This window comes from Thalassospira profundimaris WP0211, assembly GCF_000300275.1.
Taxonomy (GTDB): domain Bacteria; phylum Pseudomonadota; class Alphaproteobacteria; order Rhodospirillales; family Thalassospiraceae; genus Thalassospira; species Thalassospira profundimaris.
Map to the genome: position 1 here is coordinate 1 of NZ_AMRN01000007.1, position 22,416 is coordinate 22,416.

The following is a 22,416-nucleotide window of genomic DNA, read 5'->3' on the forward strand; positions in this document are numbered from 1 at the left end:
TTGCTCTACCAACTGAGCTATGCCGGATCAGTGGAGGCGCGAGCCGGAATCGAACCGGCGTGCAAGGATTTGCAGTCCTCTGCGTAACCACTCCGCCATCGCGCCTTCGCGTTGGCTGGAGCGGTGTATAGCCTCAACAAACGCACCCCGTCAAGCACCCAATTTTACATTTTTCTGAAGGCTTGGGGATTAGTGCTAAGAAAAAGAACAAACCACCCGGGAAAACGTCCCGGGTGGTCGTAAAAGCTTATGGGAATGTCATCCCACAGTTGGTCGAAGGGCTAACCTTTGGCTTTGCCAAAGCGGTTTTCAAGCCACGGTTTCAATCGTTCCTCGCGGATCTTACTCGGTGCGAAATCGAGGTTTGCGATGGTATCGAGACTGTTTTCAACCTCAAACGGAATAGTGGTGTTCGGGCCTTCGATGGTGATCTCGCCCTTTGTGCCTTCCTTGATCGCCTCAACGAGCGAGACCTTTACACCGCCCGCCGATATATCGATGGTCTGACCACGGATGGACTTCCCGTTGACCTTCACTGTTACGGCGAGTTGAGCTTCGTACCGGGGATCCTTACGACGGTTTACTTCCGGGGTGGCAGTACGAACGATTCGAACGAGGCTTTTACGAAGTTCAGCGATGCTTTCATCAACTTCTTCGGCGATCTTGTTCATATCAGCCGCACGGGTGAGGTTGTCTTGCGCCTCGGAGGCAACATGGCCGATCTTTTCGGTCACTTCGTTCGATGCTTCTGCTGTCTGAACCACGTTACGGGCGATTTCCTGGGTTGCATCGTCCTGCTGGCGCACGCTGACCGCAACGTTGGAGGCGACTTCGTCAACGCGACGGATGCTTGAAGTCATTTGCTGGACAGTTTCAACCACCGAACCGGTCACATTCTGGATTTCTCCAAGTTGACGTGTGATTTCCTCGGTGGATTTGGCGGTCTGATTGGCAAGGTTTTTAACCTCCTGGGCGACAACCGCGAAACCTTTGCCCGCATCTCCGGCGCGGGCGGCCTCAATGGTTGCGTTCAACGCAAGAAGGTTGGTTTGAGCTGCAATATCACCGATCAGTTCGGCAACCTCGCCAATGCGATCGACGCTATCTTTCAGTGATTTGACCGTGTTTTCTGCGCTTTCACCAGCCCGGTTGGCTTCTGCTGTCAGGCTTGTTGCTTCTTCGATTTGTCGCGTAATTTCGCGGATTGATGCTGCCAGCTCTTCGGATGCACCAGAGACGGTTTCCGCGTTCGCCAAGGCTTCGTGTGCGGCAGCAGCAACACTCTCAGAGTTTTCGGAAACACGCTCTGAAGAGCCTGCCATATCAACAGCGGCCGCATTCAAACGCCCTGTTTGATCAATAATTGACTGAACAACCTTTTGCAGTTCTTGCTCGACGGTCTCGGCTAGGCCACGCAGCGCGCCAACGCGTTGCAGGTTGGACCTTGATTCATTCTCTTCGCGCTCGAGCTTGGCGTAGCAAAGCTTGGCGTGCAAAGCGCGCAATTGCTGTATCGCCGGTTTGAAATCGGAAACGGATGGCAATTCGATCAAATAGCTAGAATCATTGGTTTCGATGGCTTCGAAATGATTTTCCATCTGTGCAAGTGGCCGTCTGAGCTTTTTGATCAACCATCCACCGTAAATCACTGTCAAGATAATTGCGAGTGCAAGGAGAACGAGTTCAATAATCAGGGTCCGAACGAAATCTGCGCGCGCCTGTTCAACCCGTTCGCCAGCGATCAGGTTTTGAAGAACAGACAGATTGCCGATGAGCTCGGTCAGCGGATCGATTTTCTGGTAAAGCTCTTCCCTGATCAGGGCATCAAGGGCTGCGCTATCCTCGGCGACTAAAATCTGTCGCAGGCGGTCGACCAGTTCATCGGCAACGGGCAGCATGCCACGTACTTCCTGAACGATTGGCGTTTCCCGGCGGCCCAATTCACGATTGAGGTAAAGGTCAAGGTTCTCCTTGATGCGTGTCCTTGCCACATCAACGCTTTCAATACCTTCCTGCCACGAAAAGTTGCCATTACGAACCTTGTGAGAGGCATCAACAACGAAAACAGCGTAATCATCGGATATCTGTTTGAGCAGGTTCAGCGGTTTTACCCGATTGTCATAGAGGCTTATCAGCGCCTTCTCAGTGTTGTATTGGCCCCACAGTCCATATCCACCGATCAGCATCATCAGAATGACCATGGTGCCAAATGCAACGGTCAGGCTGCCTTTGATACTGGACAGGAAGTTGCCCAATTTTGCCTTGGTGCTGGTATCTACAATCTCACCATATTCAAGGCCGACATTTTTTGCCTGTCCCTTGCGCAAGTCGGCATAAATGCTCTCAGCACGCTTTTTTTCTGCGTCCGTCGGTTTGGTGCGGATCGATACATAACCTGTGACCTCACCCTTTTCCAGGGTTGGGGTAACGGTTGCGCGAACCCAGTAATGGTCACCATTTTTGGAGCGGTTCTTGACCAGACCTTGCCAGGGAAGTCCGGCTTTGATCGTTTCCCAAAGGTTTGCGAAGGCTTCTTTGGGCATATCGCTGTGGCGTACAACATTGTGCGGCGACCCGATCAGTTCGTCGTCTGTAAAGCCGCTAATATCCACAAAGGATTTGTTGGCGAACTTGATGCGTCCACCCGTATCCGTCCCGGAGACGAGAATATCATCGTCATTCATCAGGACTTCACGATTGGTTACAGGACCATTATCACGCATTATTTTCCCCTAAATCTCATGCCGAGACAATTTGCGTCAGTCACCCCAAGCGCGACAGCAGAACCCGCTGTACGAAATTAATTCGTTTTGTCGGTGTTACTGCGTGCAATGCGCGCCAAAGACTATACGTTGGGTTATGTTTAGCGCGACGGAGGTCGTTTCAAGTGACGGTTGCATAATTTTTGTTGTGTTTTGATGGACGGATTGCTGTGTAACGATCTGACAACGCAGAAACATATTTCATGTGAGTACGGAGGAGGGGACTTCGTATAGGGCTGAGTTCCCGGCATAAACAGGTGCGCAGTTGCCTTATCAAAAGAAGCTTTGCGCGGACATGCGCGCGCAAAGGTCAATCTTTTAGTGCCCTCAATGTGTTAAAATCGAAGCCACACATTGATCCGATGTTGTCAGTTGCTTATGTGCTGACTATAAACAGGGCAATTGCCGCAGCCGTCTTTGGGGACAACAAGAGGACTGTGGTCTGTTTCTCGCGAGAATTTTCAGGTCAGATAATCATGGATTACCAAATCGCGCGCCATAACATGGTGGAAAATCAGGTTCGGACCAACAAGGTTACCGATCCGCTGGTCATTGCAGCGATGGAAGGGGTTCCGCGCGAACTGTTCCTGCCGGAAGGCAAGCGCGGCGTTGCCTATATCGACGAGGATATCGCCGTGGGCGCCGGGCGTTTTGCCATGGAGCCGATGGTGATTGCGCGCCTTATGCAAAATGCCGAGATTGCTGAAACGGATGTTGCCCTGGTGATTGGTGCCGGGTACGGCTATTCCAGCGCGCTGATCTCGCGCGTGGCAGAAACCGTGGTATCTGTCGAAAGCGACAAGGATATGGCTGCCGCTGCCGAGGCGACCTTCCAGAAGCTAAACTATGACAATGTCATTGTTGTCGAAGGTGATCTTGCATCAGGGTATGCCAAACAGGCTCCTTACAACGTCATCGTCTTCGATGGTGCTGTTGCAGAAGTTCCGGCGGGTATCCTTGAACAGGTTTCCGAAGGTGGTCGTTTGCTCGCCGTGGTGCGTGAACCGGGCAAGGTAGGCGTTGCACGCCTTTACGAGCGCGAAAATGGTGTCATCGGGCATCGCGATCTGTTTGATGCGAACATTCCGTATCTTCCGGGATTTGAGCCGGCAGAAAGCTTTGTATTCTGATTGAGGTTTGACGGTGCTCGACATCAGTTGTGCTGAACTTGCGTCACGGCTTGATGCGAATGCACCGATTGCCTTGCTTGATGTCCGCGAAGATTGGGAACTTGAAATCTGCGCGATAGATCGGGCGCTCCATATTCCGCTTTCCCAACTATCGGGAAGGTTGGATGAATTGGCGCCTGATATGCCTTTGGCGATCATTTGTCATCATGGCGTTCGCAGTCGCCATGCGGGCCTGTTGCTTGAGGATCATGGATTTAAAGAGCTTTTTAATGTTCGCGGCGGTATAGATGCATGGGCGCTTGAAGTTGAGCGCGATATGAGCCGCTACGATTGAAAACGGCGATGACGGAGAAACGGGGCAAATTACTTTTTTTTGATGCAAATGCCTCTTTTCTTGGAAAATTTTCCTTCCGTCGTTACCATACGTGAAACTGCGCCGGGGTCGGGACTTGGTGTAGGATTTTACAAGGGTAGATAAATGATCAAACGGTTCTTGCTGACCTGCAGTATTCTGGCGACCGGCGGCATTGTTGCCAGCGGCGCTTCTGCAGAAAGCCTGGAAGACGCACTTATCAAGGCGTACCAGAGCAACCCGACACTCGAAGCCGGTCGTGCGGCACTTCGTTCGACCGATGAAGAAATTTCCTCGGCATTGTCAAACTGGCGGCCGAGTGTAAGCCTTTCTGGTAGCGCAGGTGTTCGTGATACCGAAACAGAAACCAACGGTACGAAAACAGATAACAGCCTGACGCCCTATACGGTTGGCCTCAACGTCACGCAGCCGCTTTATCGTGGCGGCCGTACCACGGCAGAAACCGAACGTGCAGAGGCCCGCATCAAGGCTGCCCGCGCGTCGCTGCGCTCGACCGAGCAGGATGTAATGCTTCAGGTAGCAACGGCGTATTTCAACGTTCTGCGTGATACTGCGGTTGTTGAGCTTAATCAGAACAACGTTCGTGTTCTGGAGCGTCAGCTTGAAGCGACCCGTGATCGTTTCGATGTTGGCGAGGTAACCCGTACGGACGTCTCCCAGGCCGAAGCACGCCTTGCAGGTGCAAAGGCCAATTTGATCTCGGCACAGGGTGCCTTGGCCAATACCCGGGCGCAATACGAGCGCCTTGTCGGGAATCCGCCAAGCGATCTTGAAATTCCCAATGCGCTGTCGGGACTTCCGACAAGCATTTCCGATGTTCTGACGATTGCACAGGGTCAGCACCCTGACGTCTTGCAGGCAATTTACAGCGAAGAAGCTGCTCAGTCTGACATTCGTCTGAGCGAAGGTTCGCTTTATCCGGAAGTAAGCCTTGCTGCCGGGGTTGAGCGTCAGCATGAAGCGTCAAACGATGATTTCACGTCTGATACGGCGGACATTATCGCGTCAGTCTCGATACCGCTGTACCAGCAGGGTGCTGTGTTCTCGAACGTGCGTTCTGCGAAGCAGACCGCCGGTCAGGCCCGGATCCAGATTGATGAAGCGCGCCGTTCAGTAATCGAAAACGCAACCAGTGCCTGGGAGACGCTTGTCACAGCACGTGCAAGCATCGAATCGCAGCAGGCACAGGTATCATCGGCTGAAGTCGCCCTTGATGGCGTTCAGCGTGAAGCATCGGTTGGTTCGCGTACCGTTCTTGATGTTCTTGATCAGGAACAGGAACTGTTGCAGGCACGTGTGGATCTTGTGGGTTCGCGCCGTGACGCTGCGGTTGCCGAGTTTCAGGTTAAGGCTGCCATGGGGGCGCTTAATGCGCAGGTCCTTGGTCTGCCGGTCGAAATTTATGACACTGAGTCCAACTATAACAAGGTCAAGGACCAGTGGTGGGGAACGGATTGATTGGTTGATGGTCGGGGCAGGGTGGCGACATCCTGCCTTCGAACTTGGGTCGGATCGGTCTGGTTAAATGACACTAGTGCGGAAGTTTAATTATGAGTGACGGGCAACAAGAACCTTCCATGGAGGATATCCTCCAGTCCATCCGCAAGATTCTTGCCGATGAGGGGGATGAAGAAAAACAGGAAGCTGCTCCTGAACCCGAACCGACGCCGGAACCGGAGCCAGAACCTGAGCCCGAGCCGGAACCAGAACCCGAGCCTGAAGAAGAAATCGACGAACTTGTGCTTGACGAAGAGCCTGAGGAACTTGAGTTCGAGGAAGAACCCGAGGAACTGGAGCTCGACGAGCCGGAAGAAGAGGAAGAACTCGAACTCGACGATATGCTCGATTTCGATGAAACGCCTCTGGAAGAAGAATTCGACGAGCCGGAACCGGAACCAGAGCCCGAACCGGCAATGCCAGCCCTTTACGATGATGAAGACGACGAACCGCTGATTTCGAATTTGACGGAATCGACGGCCACCGGAACCATCTCGGAACTGGCGCAAGCTGTTGCAAAGAAACGCGCAGTTGCCCTTGGCGTCAACGCGGGCCACGCAACCCTTGAGGATCTGGTGCGTGATATGCTGCGTCCGTTGCTTAAGGAATGGCTTGACGAAAACCTTCCCTATATGATCGAACGCCTTGTGAAAAAGGAAATCGAGCGGATTGTGAACCGCGCCGAAGACCTGTAGGCGAGCCGATTTTGACATTCGAGCGGCGCGCCAACGGTGCGCCGCTTTTTCTTTGGATAAACAATTAAACCCGCAGCGGATCAAAAGACCATGTTGGAGAAGACCTACAACCCGGCCGATGTTGAAGGCAGACTTTACGATAAATGGGAAAAAGCAGGGGCATTTGCCGCTGATCCGGCATCCAGTGCCGATCCCTATGTCATCATGATGCCGCCGCCCAACGTGACCGGTAGCCTCCACATGGGGCATGCACTGACCTTCACGCTTCAGGATATCCTGGTCCGCTATAACCGGATGAAGGGCAAGGATACCCTTTGGCAACCTGGTACCGACCATGCCGGCATCGCGACCCAGATGGTCGTTGAACGCCAGCTTGGCGAACAGAATGTCACGCGCCATGACCTTGGCCGTGAAAAGTTTGTCGAGAAGGTCTGGGAGTGGAAAGAAAAGTCTGGTGGCACCATCACCAATCAGCTGCGCCGTCTGGGAGCGTCGCCCGATTGGCCGCGCGAACGCTTTACCATGGATGATGGCCTGTCGGCTGCGGTGCGCAAGGTGTTCGTTAAACTGCACAAGGATGGCCTGATTTACCGTGACAAGCGTCTGGTGAACTGGGATCCGAAACTTCTGACCGCGATTTCCGACCTTGAAGTCGTTCAGAAAGAAGTCAAAGGCCATTACTGGCACTTCAAATATCCGATCGAAGGCCGTGACGGTGAGTTCATTATTATTGCGACAACGCGCCCTGAGACGCTTCTGGGGGATACTGCTGTTGCTGTTCACCCGGAAGATGACCGCTACAAGCATCTGATTGGGAAGCACTGCATTCTTCCAATCGTTGGGCGCCGCATCAAAATTGTAGCGGACGAATATGCAGACCCTGAGAAAGGTACGGGCGCAGTTAAGGTTACACCGGCCCATGACTTCAATGACTTTGAGGTCGGCAAACGTGCTGGTCTGGAAAAGATCAACATCCTTGATGATTATGCGCGCATCAATGATGAAGCGCCCGAGGAATACCGTGGCCTTGATCGCTTTGAGGCTCGCAAACTGATCGTTGAAAAGATGGACGAGCTTGGTCTGCTTGAGAAGATCGAGGATACCGTTCACATGGTTCCATACGGCGATCGTTCGAACGTCGTGATAGAGCCGTATCTGACCGATCAGTGGTTTGTAAATGCCGAGGTTCTTGCCAAACCCGCCACCGAGGCGGTTGAAGATGGCCGCATTCGCTTTGTGCCGAAGAACTGGGAAAACACCTATTTCGAATGGATGCGCAACATCCAGCCATGGTGTATCTCCCGTCAGCTTTGGTGGGGACATCGTATTCCGGCATGGTTTGGCCCCGACGGGGAATTCTTCGTTGAAGAAACCGAAGAAGAAGCCATGGCCGCCGCCAAGGCCCATTATGGCAAGGATGTCGAACTGACCCAGGAAACCGACGTTCTTGATACCTGGTTCTCATCCGGTCTGTGGCCCTATTCGACGCTGGGCTGGCCGGAAAAGACCCCGGAACTTGCCAAATACTATCCGGGCGATGTTCTCGTCACCGGGTTTGACATCATCTTCTTCTGGGTTGCCCGGATGATCATGATGAGCATGTATTTCATGGACGGCAAAGTCCCGTTCCGTGACGTGTATATTCATGCGCTGGTGCGTGACGAACACGGCCAGAAGATGTCAAAATCCAAGGGTAACGTCATTGATCCGCTTGAGATCATTGACGAATATGGCTGTGATGCGCTGCGCTTTACCCTGACGGCATTGGCAGCCCAGGGGCGCGACATCAAGCTTGCTGCCTCCCGTGTTGAGGGCTACCGCAACTTCGCGACCAAGCTTTGGAATGCGGCCCGCTTTGCCGAAATGAATGAATGCAAACCGGTTGATGGCTTTGATCCGGCAGGCGTGAAATCGACCCTTGGTCGCTGGATCGTTGGCAAAACGGTCGAAGCGGCCAAGGCCGTTGGCACTGGCATTGAAACCTATCGGTTCAACGATGCCGCCAGCAGCGCCTATCAGTTCGTTTGGGGTTCGTTCTGTGACTGGTATCTGGAACTGGCGAAACCGGTTCTGATGGGTAATGACGAGGAAGCCAAGGCGGAAATTCGCGCGGTTACCGCATGGGTTCTTGATCAGATCCTGTTGATCTTGCATCCGGTCATGCCGTTCATCACCGAGGAACTTTGGGAAAAGACCGCCGATAGTCGTGCAAAAATGCTGATCGCCGAAGGGTATCCGCAGTTTGACGAAGCCCTGATTGATCGTGAAGCAGAAGCCGAGGTCGATCTGGCCATCCGCCTGATTGGTGACATCCGTGGTGTCCGTTCTGAAATGAATGTGCCGCCGGCGGCCGAAGTTCCGATCTATCTGGTTGATGCCACCGACGCGATGAAAGCGGCTGTCACGGCACAGGAAGCACAGGTCAAGCGCCTCGCGCGCGTTGCCGATGTTTCCTTTAAGGGGCAGGGCGATGTCGAGGCGATTGCCAAAGGTGCGATCCAGACTGTGGTTGATGGCGTGACGGTCTTTGTTTCGGTTGCCGATTTCATTGATGTTGCCGCTGAGAAGGCGCGTCTTGAAAAGGAAATTCAGGACAAGACGAAATACATCAAGGCCCAGGAAGGCAAGCTTTCCAACGAGAAGTTCGTCAGCCGCGCACCTGAGCACATCGTCACAGCCGAAAAAGCCAAGCTTGAAGAAGCACGTGATACCCTTGCCAAGCTTAACGAAGCTTTCGCGCGCATTGCAGCGATGTAGGGTTTCGGACCAATCTGCGAGAAAGGCCAGCCGTCTTTGGTTGGCCTTTTTTGTTTTGGGTTCAATTGAACTGTCTTAATGTCGCAAAAATCTTCACCCGATCATGCAGAATCGCTTAGATTGGCGTCGCCCGTTCCTGTGAGCGACAAGAACCCCCATGGAATGACGATTTTCGTCGCGTCCAGTCGATAAGAATGCGCCGGCCCATGCTGATTGAAGAATGCCCCTATATCGAGCCCGTTGATGCTTATGGCGCGTTTGCGCCATTTGCCGATAGCCATTTTTTGGATTCTGGTGACCGTGACCGGTTCTCCTACATTGTCGTGTCGCCGCTGCATAAATTGACGGTGAAGAACGGGCAGGCGGTGCTGGATGGCTTTGAAGTTCCGGGAAACCCGTTTGACGTCCTTGGCGATCTGTTGGCGCGCTATCAGATTGAAGCGAAGCCAGACCTGCCGCCGTTTCAGGGCGGTGCTGTCGGCTATTTTGGCTATGAGTTGGCGCATCAGACAGAATTGTTGCCCACAGCACCGGACGACTGGCTTTCAATGCCAGACATGGCCGTCGGGATTTATGATCTGGTGATCGCATTTGATCAGATTGACCGGCGGATGTGGCTTATTTCAACCGGCATTCCAGAGACCGAAGGTCCAAAGCGCGACCAGCGCGCAAACGACCGTATGGCGTTGATCCGCAAGTATTTAAGACTTGCGCGGCCGCTGATTGATACGCCCGTTGTTCCTCATGTGCCAAACGTTTCGAACTGGCAGTCAAACTTTGATCGCGCCAGCTACGAGGCCGCCGTGCAGCGGGTAATTGATTACATATTTGCCGGTGACATCTTTCAGGCCAACCTGTCACAAAGCTTCCGCGCAGAGTACGCAAGCGATGGCATCCCAAAGCGGTTCGACCTTTATCGCCGGTTGCGTGATATCAGTTCCGCTCCCTTCGGCGCATTCCTGAATTTCGGGGATGTGGCGGTGCTGTCAAATTCGCCGGAACGGTTCCTTAGGGTCAGAAACCGCCAGATCGAAACCAAGCCGATCAAGGGCACAAGACCGCGTGGCGAAACACCGTTAAGCGATGCCGAACTGGCACAGGAATTAATGTTATCGCCAAAGGATCGCGCAGAAAACGTTATGATCGTTGATCTTTTGCGCAACGACCTGTCAAAGGTGAGTAATCCTCACAGCGTGAAAACACCGGTGATCTGCGCGTTGGAAAGCTATGCCAATGTGCATCATCTGGTGTCCACCGTGACAGGCGAACTGCGAGAAGACAAAACGGCTGTTGATGCATTGCGCGCATGCTTCCCCGGTGGGTCGATCACTGGCGCGCCCAAAATTCGCGCGATGGAGATTATTACCGAGCTCGAAAAAACAACGCGCGGTGCGTATTGCGGTGCCATTGGCTATATCGGATTTGACGGTGCGATGGACACAAACATTGCCATCAGAACGCTTAGCGTAAATGGCGGCAAGATGGCCTTCAATGTGGGCGGCGGGATTGTTGCTGACAGCGACCCGGCAGCGGAATACGAGGAAACGCTGGTTAAAGCCACCAAGATGTTTGAGTTGTTCGGATTAAGTGCCGGGGATCTGCTATGATCCTGCTGATTGATAATTATGATTCGTTCGTTTTCAATCTTGCCCGCTATCTTGAGGAACTGGGACATGTGGTCAAGGTTGTTCGAAACGATGAGGTCACGGTTGCGGGTGTGCGTGCCCTAAATCCTTTGGCGATAGTCTTTTCGCCAGGCCCCTGCGGACCGGATGAGGCGGGAAACAGTCTGGAACTGATCGACGCGCTAAAAACCGAGTTTCCGATGCTTGGCGTTTGCCTTGGGCATCAGTCTATCGCCCAAGCATTCGGTGGAACGGTCAAGCGCGCAAAACGGCCGGTTCACGGGATGACATCATCGATCCGGCATAGCGGGGAGGATTTGTTTGCCGGATTAAACAATCCTTTGCAAGTCACGCGATATCACTCGTTAATCGTTGATTTGCCAAATGATGGCACTTTGATCGAAACAGCAACAGGCCCCGACGGAGAAGTCATGGCATTTGCCCATGCGACCTTGCCGATTTACGGTGTTCAGTTCCATCCCGAGGCCGTGCTTACGGAACAGGGCCACGCGCTGTTGGCGAATTTTCTGAAACGTGCTTCCGGGCAGGGAGCCGATAACGATTAAAAGGGACCAGGCTATGCAGGTTTGGATGAATGGCAGTTTTCGTGACCTTGATGAAGCGTCCATTCCGGTAACGGATCGTGGCTTCCTGCTGGGTGATGGTTTCTTTGAAACCATGCGTGCGCACGAAGGGAAAATTGCCTGGCTGGAAGCCCATATGGGACGGCTTGACCATCATGCCGAGCTGATCGAGTTCCCGCTTGACCTGTTGCCCGAGACAGAAGAAGTCGCAGAAATCGTTGCCAAGCTGTTTGAGCAAATTCACCGCAAGGATGCGGTTGTCCGTATGACGGTGTCACGCGGCCCGGGCGAACGTGGATTGCTGCCACCGGGGTCGCCGGATCCAACCATCCTGATTACGGCAGAGCCCTTTGATCCGCTTGACCCGAATATCGGGCTGACCCTGGCGACGTCGCAGAAAGTGCGCCGAAACCCGCATTCGGTCGCGGGCAGCATCAAAAGCACCAACTATATGGACAACATCGCGGCTAAACAGGAAGTACAGAAATACGGTGCTCAAGACGCGCTTATTCTGTCGGCTGATGGCCATGTGGCGGAAACGACGGTTGCCAATCTGTTTGGGATCACCGGGGAAACCCTGTGGACGCCGGATGAGGATAGCGGGATCCTTTGTGGGCTTGCCCGCGATTACGTTCTGCAAGTTGCCGAAGAATCCGAGATTGAAGTGACTTTCGAGCCGAAGGCACCAGAAGAGCTCAAAGAGTTCGATGCCGTGTTTACCGCCAATGCGCTGCAGGGATTGCGTGTTGTTGACCGAATTGATGGCTATGTTGTGGGTGTGCCGGCAAAAACCTTCTTTACCGACCTTGCTCTAAGGGTGGAGGCGGAACTATGCGATGGTATAGTAATTTAGGTTGAATTCACCACTTTAGTGACGTATGTTCAGCTGCAATTCAAACTGGAATGCATATGAACGCGCACACCACCAAACCACCTGTCACGATCAATCGCTTTGTCGAAAGCCTGCGTAAAAACGCGGCCAAAGGCAAAGCGATTTCGTTTGGAATCCTGAATATTCCGGCCGACTTGCGTCTTGGTACTGATGACTATCAGGCCATTACCCGGGATGCTTTCCACAATCTCCCCGAGAACACCAAGGTCCATCGCCTGGAAAACGGCATGGTGGCTTTTGTGCATGCAGGATCGTGGACAAACGACGACAACACCTTTGTCGAGCACATCCGAGAAATTTTGACCGACGTGCTGGACCGTCAGGGTCTTGGCCATATTCCAACCAATCTCTGGAACCGCTTTGAATGGCCCAAAGATCAGGAGAAGTTGGCCGATTTACTCGGCATCACACTTGCAGAAAGACCAAGCAGTGACGTTTCCGTGCGCTTTGATATGGCTGATATGCTGCGTGGCGCGATCACCACAGAGGCTGTGTTTGACTCTTGCCGGCGCCAGGCCATCGTCTGTTTTGATGACACCCGACGCGAGGTGTTAGGCCACGAGATCTATTGTTCGCTTGATTACCTGCGCCAAAACCATCTTGCCAGTTTCCTGTTGGAAGGGCCGGGCGAGATTGAGATCCTGTCGCGTGTTCTCGATGAAAAAGTCATGGATGTTACGGCAGCATTGGCACCGTCCATTTTGCCAGACCGACTGCATTTGAACATGCAAATCCAGACAGTTCACAGCGACAAGTTTACCGATTTCATCGCCGAACATGACGGCAAGCTGATCGAAAACATGGCCATCGAGTTTTCCATGGAGAACGCGATCGCAAACTGGTGGGAATTTGAAGACGCGTGCGAATTCCTGCATTCCTTGGGAATACAGGTTGGTCTGGACCGTATCACGTTGCCAGCACTCGAATTTTTGTCGCCGCGCAAGATGAATGTCGATTTCATCAAGGTCATATGGGACCAGAACATTGTCGGATCGCGTCGGGCGGAAGTAGCCGAAAGACTGCGGGAGTTTGCTGTCTTGTTTGCCGACCGCAGCCTGATCCTTACACGGTGCGACAGCAGAACGGCGTTACGCATGGGCCGCAGTTTGGGGGTGGATGTCTTTGAAGGCAGCTATATTGACGCGATGCTTGGGGGCTATCTTCATCGGGAATGCAAATCCAAAAGCAGATCATCGGACAAAAAATGTGCCGTTTGCCAATGGGCGCCGCGCGAAGCCCGCAATAACGGATGTGACTTCCATTTCCGTGCAGGCAAACTTCTTTCGGATATTTAAACCACAAGGTTTTAAAGGTTTTATGGCGTTTGACAACACTGGCGCGCTTTCATAAAGTGCGCGTGTTGATCATTTGTGGTTAACGTTTGTCGTTGAAACACGGCGCTTATTCTCAGGGCAGGGTGAAAATCCCGACCGGCGGTAAACCAGTTTTGGTAAGCCCGCGAGCGCCCATAGGTCGCAAGACTTTTGGGGTCAGCAGATCCGGTGAGATTCCGGAGCCGACGGTGACAGTCCGGATGGGAGAGGATAAAGCGTGACGGTCGTGACAGGAACGCCTTGGCGTGACTGGTATGCCGTCTGCCTGCGACCGCATTGTGACATTTGTCGCAAAGCGGGCCTTTCTTTGTTGCCCTGGTTCGTAAGCCCCATCCGTAGAGGACGGTTATGAATCAGAGTATTGAAAAACAATCCGATCTTTCGATCTTTGGCGATCCGCATGCGCGCATGGAACGTGCGCTTGATGATCTGCGCCAGGGAAAAGGCGTTCTGGTTGTTGACGATGAAGATCGCGAAAATGAAGGCGATCTGATCTTTTCAGCAGAAAATCTGACCAATGAACAAATGGCGATGCTCATCCGCGATTGTAGCGGTATCGTCTGCCTTTGCCTGACCGACGAGAAGGCAACTGAACTTGAACTGCCGCCCATGGTTGCTGACAACACATCCAGCATGGGAACGGGGTTCACCGTCACCATCGAAGCCAAGGTTGGTGTCACAACCGGTGTATCGGCCGCAGATCGTGTCACCACGGTAAAAACGGCCATCGCCGATGATGCAAAACCGGACGATCTGGCGCGTCCGGGCCATGTCTTCCCGCTGCGCGCTCGCCCGGGCGGTGTTCTTGAACGTCGTGGCCATACCGAAGGCACGGTTGATCTGATGCGCCTGGCAGGGTTCAAGCCCGCTGGTGTGCTGTGTGAAGTCACCAATCCGGATGGCACAATGGCGCGGCTGCCGGAACTGATCGAATATGCCAAGACCCATGATATGGTCGTGACCAGCATCGAAGATATCGTCGCCTATCGCATGGCGATGAAGCAGGCGGCAGAATAAAGCCAATCTGTTGCCATTGATAAAAGAAAAGGGCCGCATCCTGATAGGTGCGGCCCTTTTGCTGTTTTGGTGATCGAACGCGATCAGTCGTCAATCATGCACCAGACCGGTGTGTGATCAGATGCCTTTTCCTTGCCGCGTGGCTCACGGTCGATATCCGATGCGCTCAGCCGGTCTGCCGCCGCCGGGGTCAGAAGGAGGTGGTCAATACGAAGACCGTTATCCTTGTTCCACGCACCGGCACGATAGTCCCACCAGCTATATTGATGACCTTTCGGGTTGAAGGTCCGGAACGCGTCGGTAAAGCCCATATTCATCATGGTGCGCAAACGTTTGCGTTCAACCGTCGTGCACAGCACCGTTTCACGCAGTTTCACCGGGTCATAAACGTCCATGTCGTCGGGCGCGATGTTGTAATCCCCGCCCATGACAGCGGCGTCACCACTGGCACGAATTTTCTCAAACCGGGTGATCAGGCGATCCAGGAAGTTCAGTTTGTAATCAAACTTTTCGTCGCCAACGGCTGTTCCCATTGGAACATAGATCGATGCAACCCGGACTGGACGATTTGAGCCGATGGTTGCCTCGATATAGCGGGCTTGTTCGTCATCATCATTGCCGGGCAGGCCGCGTTCGACATCTTCGATCGGGAATTTGGAAAGGATCGCAACGCCGTTATAGGTCTTTTGCCCGTGAATGGCGATGTTGTAGCCAAGGTCCTCGATCTCCATTGCCGGAAACGCATCATCAACCGTCTTGGTTTCCTGTAACAGGACCACATCGGGTTTCCCGTCCTGCAGCCAGTCAAGAATGTTTGGCAGGCGTGCCTTGATCGAGTTGACATTCCAGGTGGCGATTTTCATTCGGGCCTCGGCTTTTTGGGGTGTTTGGTCAAACAAAACGGGGTTCGCCAATAACGAACCCCGTTTTATAAATCGGTTTGTCGATCCGGATCAAATCGAGAAACTTGATCCGCAGCCACATGAAGAGGTGGCATTCGGATTGTTTACACGAAAGGCCGAGCCAACCAACTCACGCACGAAATCGATCTCTGCACCGCCGAGAAGATCCAGCGATACTTCGTCGATCACCATTTTCGCACCGTGGTTTTCAAAGATACGATCTTCGTCAGTGGTGTCTGAATCGAGCGAGAACTCATACTGGAACCCACTGCAACCGCCGCCAGACACCTGCAAACGCAGCATGGTGTTCGCAGCACCTTCGCTGGCAATCAGTTCCTGAATGCGTTTTGCAGCACTTTCAGTCATTTGAACTTGCCGAGAAGAATCGGTCATTCAACACTCCTTGGTCTTGTCCTGCCGGGGCAGGTGTGTTTGCGATCCTTGATCACATCATAGCATGATCCGAACGCAGTATTTGAGTCAGTATTTAGCGCGCATGGCTGAAATGTCAAAACCTGTAATGTCTCTAAATACGGGTGACTTGCGTTTTGAGGTGAAATGGCTCAAAACAGGCGCCAGTCAATTGACCGGTCCGGTCAGAACCAGAAATTACAAAGTTCCAAGTCATGAATGTTTTCAGCCTGTTGAAAAGCGACATCGAGAACCAGATTCTCGCCCTTGAAAAAGACGGTGTTCTCCCTGCGGGAACCGACACTTCGCGTGTCGCGGTGGAGCCGCCGCGCGATGCGTCTCATGGGGATGCCGCAACAAATGCGGCGATGTTGCTTTCAAAGGCTGCTGGCATGAAGCCACGTGATCTGGCGGAAAAGCTCGCTGAAAAACTGCGTGGCCTTGATCACATCGAAGAAGTCGAAATTGCTGGTCCGGGTTTCATCAATCTGCGTATGGCCGAGCGGTTCTGGCTTTCACAGATCAGCCAGATCCTTGAAGTCGGCACTGCCTATGGCAATAGCGACCTTGGCAAAGGCGAAAAGATCAACGTCGAATATGTTTCGGCAAACCCGACCGGCCCGATGCATGTCGGCCATTGCCGTGGTGCGGTTGTTGGTGACGTGCTTGCCAACTTGCTTGCAAAGGCGGGCTACGCCGTTACCAAGGAATATTACACCAATGATGCCGGTGCGCAGGTAGATGTCCTCGCACGGTCGCTTCATTTGCGCTATCGCGAAGCTCTTGGCGAAGAGATCAGCGAAATTCCGCAAGGCCTGTATCCAGGGGATTATCTTGTCGCGCCGGGCAAAAAGCTTGCGGAACGCGATGGTGACAAGTGGCAGAATGCCCCGGAAGATGAATGGCTTGAAGAGTTTCGTGCTTTCGCCATCGTCGAGATGATGGCCCTGATCAAGGAAGACCTTCGTCTTCTTGGCGTTTCCCATGATGTCTTCACCTCCGAAGACGGCTTGGTAAAGGCGGGCAAGGTCCAGTCGGCCTTTGAACATCTTGAGAAAAAAGGTGACATCTATGTCGGCGTTCTAGAGCCGCCAAAAGGCAAGAAGCCTGATGACTGGGAACCGCGCCCGCAAACCTTGTTCCGTGCAACAGAATTTGGCGATGATGTCGATCGGCCTTTGAAGAAGTCGGATGGCAGCTGGACCTATTTTGCGTCCGACATCGCCTATCACTTTGATAAGTATGAACGCGGCTTTAACCTGATGATCGACATCTTTGGCGCCGACCATGGTGGCTATGTCAAACGCATGAAGGCCGCAACCAAAGCGATCACACACGGCGAGGGCGACCTTGATGTCAAGCTTTGCCAGCTGGTCAGCCTGTTTGACAATGGCGAGCCGGTCAAAATGTCGAAACGTGCCGGAACGTTCGTGACATTGCGTGACGTGGTTGAACGCGTTGGCAAGGATGTCGTGCGTTTCATCATGCTGACCCGCAAGAATGACGCAGCACTTGAATTCGATTTCGCCAAGGTGACCGAACAGTCCAAGGACAACCCGGTTTTCTATGTTCAGTATGCGCATGCACGCGTGAATTCAGTCTTCCGTCAGGCGGCAGAAGCCTTCCCGGGACAGGACCTGTCGGAGAAGACGCTGGCGACCGCGGACCTGTCACTGCTGAGTTCGGAAGATGAAAAGCTTCTGGTGCGCCGCATGGCTGAATGGCCGCGGATTATCGAACAGGCGGCCGTTGCCCATGAGCCGCATCGCATTGCCTTTTTCCTGACAGAAATTGCCGCAGAATTCCATGCATTGTGGAACAAGGGACGTGACAACACCGCGCTGCGCTTCATCATTGCCGATGATTTGCCTGCGACTCTGGCACGTCTTGCGATGATCCGTGCCGTTGCCACGGTCATTGCGTCCGGTCTTGAGGTTGTGGGCGTTAAGCCTGTCGAGGAGATGTAAGAGATGAGCGAAGAACACGGTGCCGACCTTCATGCAGAGCGTGCAGATCACTATGGATCAGAAAAGCCCGCCAGCAAGAGCATGATCAAAGGGCTGGCTACCGTGTTTCTTGGCGTTGTCGTTGTTGGTGGCGCGTTGGGCGGGGCAGGTTACTGGTTTTATAATCAGGGCCAACCCATTCAGGACGATGGCAATTTGCCGATCCTGCTTCCTGATCCATCACCAATCAAAATTCGCCCGGAAGATCCGGGGGGGATGGAAGTTCCCCACCGTGAGACGACAGTCTACGACCAGCTAAGCGACGTTGATCCGGATGCAAATGTCGTGTTGCAGGAACTTCCCGATATGCCGCGTGCACCGGAAGTCTCGGCAACGCCCAAGGCAGCCCAGCCAAATCCAACGGCCGAGGCACCGGCAGGTGCGGGCGCAACCGAAACAGCGGATGCACCGCAAGCGACCGAAGCTGAAAGCAATGCAGAGCCTGCTGTTAAAGCACCGGAAATTGCAGCTCCTGAATTGACGGACGCCGAGAAAGCGGTTGCCGCCGCTGAAAACCGCACGGCCGAAGCCCCGGCCAAGGAGCAAGCATCAGCAGAACCGGCGCCAGCACCGCAAGCGACGACCGCACCAGCCGCGTCTGGCGCATTCCGTGTGCAACTGGCCTCGGTCCGCGAAGAAAGCGGCGCGGCTGCCGAATGGAAACGGTTATCTTCGAGAAACAAAGACTTGCTTGGCAATCTTGAGATGTTTGTGCAACGTATTGAGATCGAAGACAAAGGTGTCTTCTATCGGTTGCAAGCTGGTCCCCTTGGTGACGCCGGGGCTGCCGAAAAGCTTTGTGCGGATTTGAAAGAACGCAATGTGGGGTGCCTCATTGTCCGGCCTTGAAGTCAAAAAGCCACGTGCCTGCATTCTTGGTATCTCGGGAACGGAACTCAGCAATTGGGAAAAGGGCTTCTTGCGTGAAGCCGATCCGTTCGGGTTTATCCTGTTTGCCCGCAACATCGAAAACCGTAATCAGGTCCGTGCCCTGACCAACGCACTGCGCGAAACCGTTGGCAACACCAATGTGCCGATTCTGGTCGATCAGGAAGGCGGCCGCGTGATGCGTTTAAAACCGCCACATTGGCGCAGCATTGCGCCGGCAGGTGTGTTTGGTGATCTGTTTGATCGAAACCCGGATGATGCACGCGAGGCGGCCTATACCAGTGCGCGGTTGATGGCGATGGACCTGCGCGAAGCCGGTTTTAATACAACCTGCGCCCCTGTTCTTGATCTTCGTCTGCCGGGTATGAGTGACGTGATCGGTGACCGGTCATACGGGGCAGAGGTCGGCAAGGTCGTGATGCTGGCCAGTGCCGTGGCCGCAGGCCTTCTGGATGGCGGTATTGCACCGATCATCAAGCATATCCCGGGACATGGCCGCGCGACGGTAGACAGTCACAAGGACCTGCCGATTGTCACCGTCTCGCACGAGACACTGTCCGAGTTCGATTTTGCACCCTTTGCCCAAATGAAGGACGTGCTGGCGGCAATGTCGGCCCACCTGCTGTTTACCGCCATCGATGATCAACGGCCCGGCACAGTTTCCTCGACTGTTATTCAGGACATTATTCGTGGCGAGATCGGCTTTGAGAACCTGCTGATCAGTGATGATCTGTCCATGGAGGCGCTGGGTGGCTCTATCGCCAGCCGGACGCATGAATGTCTGCGTGCCGGGTGTGATATTGCGCTTCATTGCAATGGCAAACGCACCGAAATGGAAGAGGTGGTCTCAATGGCAACGCTTTTGACCGGTACGTCCTTGCAGCGCGCACAGAGCTTTACCAATCAAATTGCCACGTTCAAACACGACGCGCCAAGCAGCACCCAGATTACCGATTGGCAGGCCCGGCTTGCCGATCTTCTGGCACCGGTTTGGTCAGCAGGAGATGATCAGAAGTGAATGACACCATTGACCTGATCGTTTCGGCGACAACCTGGATCATTCCGGTGCTGCTGGCCGTGACGTTACATGAGGCTGCACACGGTTTCGCCGCCAAGCTGTTTGGTGATGATACGGCCCAACGCATGGGGCGGCTGAGCCTTAACCCGATCCGCCATATTGATCCGGTTGGTACCATCCTGATCCCGGGATTACTTTTGATAACAGCCGCACCGTTTCTGTTTGGCTATGCCAAGCCGGTGCCCGTGGCGTTTCATCGCCTGCATCCGCAGCGTTTGGGCGTGATTGGTGTTGCGATTGCAGGTCCGGCGACCAACGTGGCACTCGCCATTGTATCAATCCTGCTTCTGGTGTGGCTGCCAAGCTTCTCGCCAGCGGTAAATGACTGGCTTGCGACCATGCTTAATCAGTCACTTTGGCTGAATTGCATTCTGGCGGTGTTTAACATGTTGCCCATCCCGCCACTTGACGGTGGGCGGGTTCTGACCGCAATTTCACCGATGCCGATTGCACGGGTCTTGGCGCGTATGGAAAAAACCGGCATGATCATATTGATCGGATTGGTCTTTCTGTTGCCCTATGTCACGACGCAACTTGGTATAGACCTGCCGGTGTTCCAGTGGTTGGTGCTTGAACCGGCCAATGCACTGGTCAGGCTTCTGGCAGATATCTTTGCCTGAACGCCGACAGACGCGGGGGATAGTCGGGGATAGATGGCAGACCAGTTCGAATTCGAAATTCCAGATGATGTGTTTGACAAGAAACCGGTCGACGAAGAACCGAGCCTTGCCGAACGCCTGATTCTTGATCTGGACGGGTTCGAGGGGCCACTTGATGTGTTGCTTGAACTGGCACGCGACCAAAAGGTCGATATCATCAAGATTTCCATTCTCGATCTTGCCGAACAATATCTTGAGTTCATTAATACCGCACAGGGTTTGCGCCTTGAACTGGCGGCTGATTATCTGGTGATGGCAGCCTGGCTCGCCTACCTTAAATCGCGCCTGTTGCTTCCAAAACAGGAAAGTGACGAGGAAGAACTCAGTGCCGAGGAAATGGCAGAACTTCTTGCCTTCCAGCTGAAACGCCTTGAGGCGATGAAAGCGGCCGGTGAGAAACTTCTGGAACGCCCCAATTTGGGACGTGATTTCTTTGGTCGCGGCGATCCTGAGGAAGTCCGGGTTACAACGGCGTCTGTCTATGACGCATCGCTTTATGACCTGCTGAAGGCTTATGCGCGGATCATGCTTACATCGGAAAGCAAAACGCTTGAGATCGAGGCATTTGATCTTTACGCGATGGATGATGCCATCCAACGATTGCGCGATTTGTTTGGTCGTCGCGTGGTGCCGACATGGACAAGGCTGCTTGAATTCATGCCGCGCGGGCTTGGAACGCCGCTTAAGGCGCGCTCGGCATTGGCGGCGCATTTTGTTGCCAGCCTTGAAATGTGCCGCGATGGCGAACTGGAAATTTCACAAGAAGAGACCTTTGGGCCGATTCTGCTGCGATCACCACAGACTGTGCGGGAAGGGGATCTGCCGCGCAATTATGACTACGACGCAGACACGTTTAAGAAATAAGTTGAGCAGGGGCACTCAATGAGCGAAGAAACGCAACTTGAAATCGAAGGCGTCGAATCCGGTCCGGAGATTGACTTTCAACATATTCGTATTGTTGAGGCCGTTTTGTTCGCCTCTGCCGAACCGGTCAGTGAACGGGTGATCGCTGCACGCTTGCCCGAGGGCACTGATGTCAGCGCCATCATGCACGCGCTTGCCGAGACCTATGAGCCGCGTGGCGTGAACCTTAAACAGATTGGCGACAAGTGGGCGTTTCGCACCGCCATGGACTTGGCCGGGGACCTTCATATCGAGGTCGAAAAGGCCAAGAAACTGACGCGTGCGACACTGGAAACCCTTGCCATCATTGCCTATCACGAACCGGTCACAAGATCTGAGATCGAGGAAATCCGTGGTGTTGCGCTGTCCAAGGGGACACTTGATATCCTGCTTGAATCCAAATGGATCCGTCCGCGCGGGCGCAAACGGGTGCCGGGGCGACCGGTTCTCTGGGCGACAACAGATAACTTCCTTGATCACTTTGGTCTTGAAAACCGTGACGACCTGCCGGGGCTGGCGGATCTCAAGGCGGCAGGGCTGCTTGATAGTCGACCGGGTATGGGCCGTTATGGTGCAAGTTCGGATGATGAAGCCTTGCCGGATCTGATTGATGATGGCGAGGTCACCGATTCTGTCGTCGAAGAGGCCCTGACGACCCGCAATCTCGACGATCTGGATGAAACCATCTATTCAGACAACCCGAACCTGTATGACGATGATGAACAGGTACCGGGCAGGGCACGCGAAAGCGACGCTGAGGACTTCGAGGACGACGCAGACACGCCAATGAGCGATCACGATTCTGAAACCAGTTGATCCATCTTCTTGCATCACACGGGCGCTGACCTTAAGTTCCACGAAAGATTTCGCAAATCATTTGCACCTGCGGGTGCCCGATCCCTG

The 22,416-nt window shown here is 53.8% G+C and carries 19 protein-coding genes, 1 tRNA gene and 1 riboswitch; of the genes, 16 read left to right on the forward strand and 4 right to left on the reverse strand.

Annotated elements, in window-relative coordinates:
- Window positions 1–31: 31 nt before the first annotated feature.
- Together TH2_RS13380 and TH2_RS21890 are read right to left on the reverse strand one after the other, a co-directional pair.
- Window positions 32–105: transfer RNA gene (locus TH2_RS13380), tRNA-Cys, on the reverse strand.
- Window positions 106–281: 176 nt separating this feature from the next.
- Window positions 282–2,723 (reverse strand): methyl-accepting chemotaxis protein, encoded by a 2,442-nt coding sequence (locus TH2_RS21890; RefSeq protein WP_008890968.1) that lies wholly within the window; start codon window positions 2,721–2,723, stop codon window positions 282–284.
- Window positions 2,724–3,238: 515 nt separating this feature from the next.
- Here TH2_RS21890 and TH2_RS13390 point away from each other — a divergent pair.
- The 10 genes from TH2_RS13390 to ribB all read left to right on the forward strand — a co-directional run bounded on the left by TH2_RS13390 (window position 3,239) and on the right by ribB (window position 14,666).
- A complete protein-coding gene (locus TH2_RS13390; protein ID WP_008890969.1) occupies window positions 3,239–3,892 on the forward strand; it encodes a protein-L-isoaspartate O-methyltransferase family protein in 654 nt (217 codons plus the stop codon).
- Between the two features lie 13 nt (window positions 3,893–3,905).
- On the forward strand, window positions 3,906–4,226 hold the full coding sequence (locus TH2_RS13395) for a rhodanese-like domain-containing protein (protein WP_157194111.1): 321 nt from the start codon (window positions 3,906–3,908) through the stop codon (window positions 4,224–4,226).
- 144 nt (window positions 4,227–4,370) lie between these two features.
- Window positions 4,371–5,723, forward strand: a complete 1,353-nt coding sequence (locus tag TH2_RS13400) for a TolC family outer membrane protein (protein ID WP_008890971.1) — start codon at window positions 4,371–4,373, stop codon at window positions 5,721–5,723.
- 119 nt (window positions 5,724–5,842) lie between these two features.
- A complete protein-coding gene (locus TH2_RS13405; RefSeq protein ID WP_008890972.1) occupies window positions 5,843–6,457 on the forward strand; it encodes a DUF2497 domain-containing protein in 615 nt (204 codons plus the stop codon).
- A 90-nt stretch (window positions 6,458–6,547) separates the two neighbouring features.
- Window positions 6,548–9,214: a valine--tRNA ligase gene (locus TH2_RS13410; RefSeq protein WP_008890973.1), complete on the forward strand. Its 2,667-nt coding sequence runs from the start codon at window positions 6,548–6,550 to the stop codon at window positions 9,212–9,214.
- A 206-nt stretch (window positions 9,215–9,420) separates the two neighbouring features.
- Complete coding sequence (pabB, locus tag TH2_RS13415) at window positions 9,421–10,821, forward strand: aminodeoxychorismate synthase component I (protein WP_008890974.1); 1,401 nt, start codon at window positions 9,421–9,423, stop codon at window positions 10,819–10,821.
- A complete protein-coding gene (locus TH2_RS13420) occupies window positions 10,818–11,405 on the forward strand; it encodes an anthranilate synthase component II (RefSeq protein WP_008890975.1) in 588 nt (195 codons plus the stop codon). Before pabB ends, TH2_RS13420 begins: the two co-directional genes overlap by 4 nt.
- Window positions 11,406–11,418: 13 nt before the next feature.
- Window positions 11,419–12,276, forward strand: coding sequence for an aminotransferase class IV (locus TH2_RS13425; RefSeq protein WP_008890976.1), 858 nt, complete (start codon window positions 11,419–11,421; stop codon window positions 12,274–12,276).
- Between the two features lie 56 nt (window positions 12,277–12,332).
- Complete coding sequence (locus tag TH2_RS13430) at window positions 12,333–13,610, forward strand: EAL domain-containing protein (RefSeq protein WP_008890977.1); 1,278 nt, start codon at window positions 12,333–12,335, stop codon at window positions 13,608–13,610.
- Window positions 13,611–13,714: 104 nt separating this feature from the next.
- Window positions 13,715–13,865: riboswitch (FMN riboswitch) on the forward strand.
- Between the two features lie 132 nt (window positions 13,866–13,997).
- Window positions 13,998–14,666: a 3,4-dihydroxy-2-butanone-4-phosphate synthase gene (gene ribB / locus TH2_RS13435; RefSeq protein ID WP_008890978.1), complete on the forward strand. Its 669-nt coding sequence runs from the start codon at window positions 13,998–14,000 to the stop codon at window positions 14,664–14,666.
- An 83-nt stretch (window positions 14,667–14,749) separates the two neighbouring features.
- On the opposite strand, the gene xth is transcribed toward ribB, so the two are convergent.
- Window positions 14,750–15,529, reverse strand: a complete 780-nt coding sequence (gene xth / locus TH2_RS13440; RefSeq protein WP_008890979.1) for an exodeoxyribonuclease III — start codon at window positions 15,527–15,529, stop codon at window positions 14,750–14,752.
- A 90-nt stretch (window positions 15,530–15,619) separates the two neighbouring features.
- Window positions 15,620–15,961 carry an iron-sulfur cluster insertion protein ErpA gene (gene erpA, locus TH2_RS13445; protein WP_008890980.1) on the reverse strand — a complete coding sequence of 114 codons (342 nt, stop codon included), beginning with the start codon at window positions 15,959–15,961 and terminating at the stop codon, window positions 15,620–15,622.
- A 233-nt stretch (window positions 15,962–16,194) separates the two neighbouring features.
- Between erpA and argS the strand changes: the two genes are divergently transcribed.
- Genes argS through scpB form a run of 6 tightly spaced genes read left to right on the forward strand, consistent with a single transcriptional unit; the run spans window position 16,195 to window position 22,329 of the window.
- A complete protein-coding gene (argS, locus tag TH2_RS13450; protein ID WP_008890981.1) occupies window positions 16,195–17,946 on the forward strand; it encodes an arginine--tRNA ligase in 1,752 nt (583 codons plus the stop codon).
- A gap of 3 nt (window positions 17,947–17,949) precedes the next feature.
- Window positions 17,950–18,834 carry an SPOR domain-containing protein gene (locus TH2_RS13455; protein WP_008890982.1) on the forward strand — a complete coding sequence of 295 codons (885 nt, stop codon included), beginning with the start codon at window positions 17,950–17,952 and terminating at the stop codon, window positions 18,832–18,834.
- Window positions 18,821–19,891 (forward strand): beta-N-acetylhexosaminidase, encoded by a 1,071-nt coding sequence (gene nagZ / locus TH2_RS13460; protein ID WP_040824004.1) that lies wholly within the window; start codon window positions 18,821–18,823, stop codon window positions 19,889–19,891. The genes TH2_RS13455 and nagZ overlap by 14 nt, the downstream gene beginning before the upstream one ends.
- Window positions 19,888–20,571, forward strand: coding sequence for a site-2 protease family protein (locus TH2_RS13465; protein ID WP_008890984.1), 684 nt, complete (start codon window positions 19,888–19,890; stop codon window positions 20,569–20,571). The genes nagZ and TH2_RS13465 overlap by 4 nt, the downstream gene beginning before the upstream one ends.
- A gap of 33 nt (window positions 20,572–20,604) precedes the next feature.
- The gene (locus TH2_RS13470) at window positions 20,605–21,474 is read left to right on the forward strand and encodes a segregation and condensation protein A (RefSeq protein WP_008890985.1); all 870 of its coding nucleotides are present in this window, start codon (window positions 20,605–20,607) and stop codon (window positions 21,472–21,474) included.
- An 18-nt stretch (window positions 21,475–21,492) separates the two neighbouring features.
- A complete protein-coding gene (gene scpB / locus TH2_RS13475; protein WP_008890986.1) occupies window positions 21,493–22,329 on the forward strand; it encodes an SMC-Scp complex subunit ScpB in 837 nt (278 codons plus the stop codon).
- Window positions 22,330–22,416 lie beyond the last annotated feature (87 nt).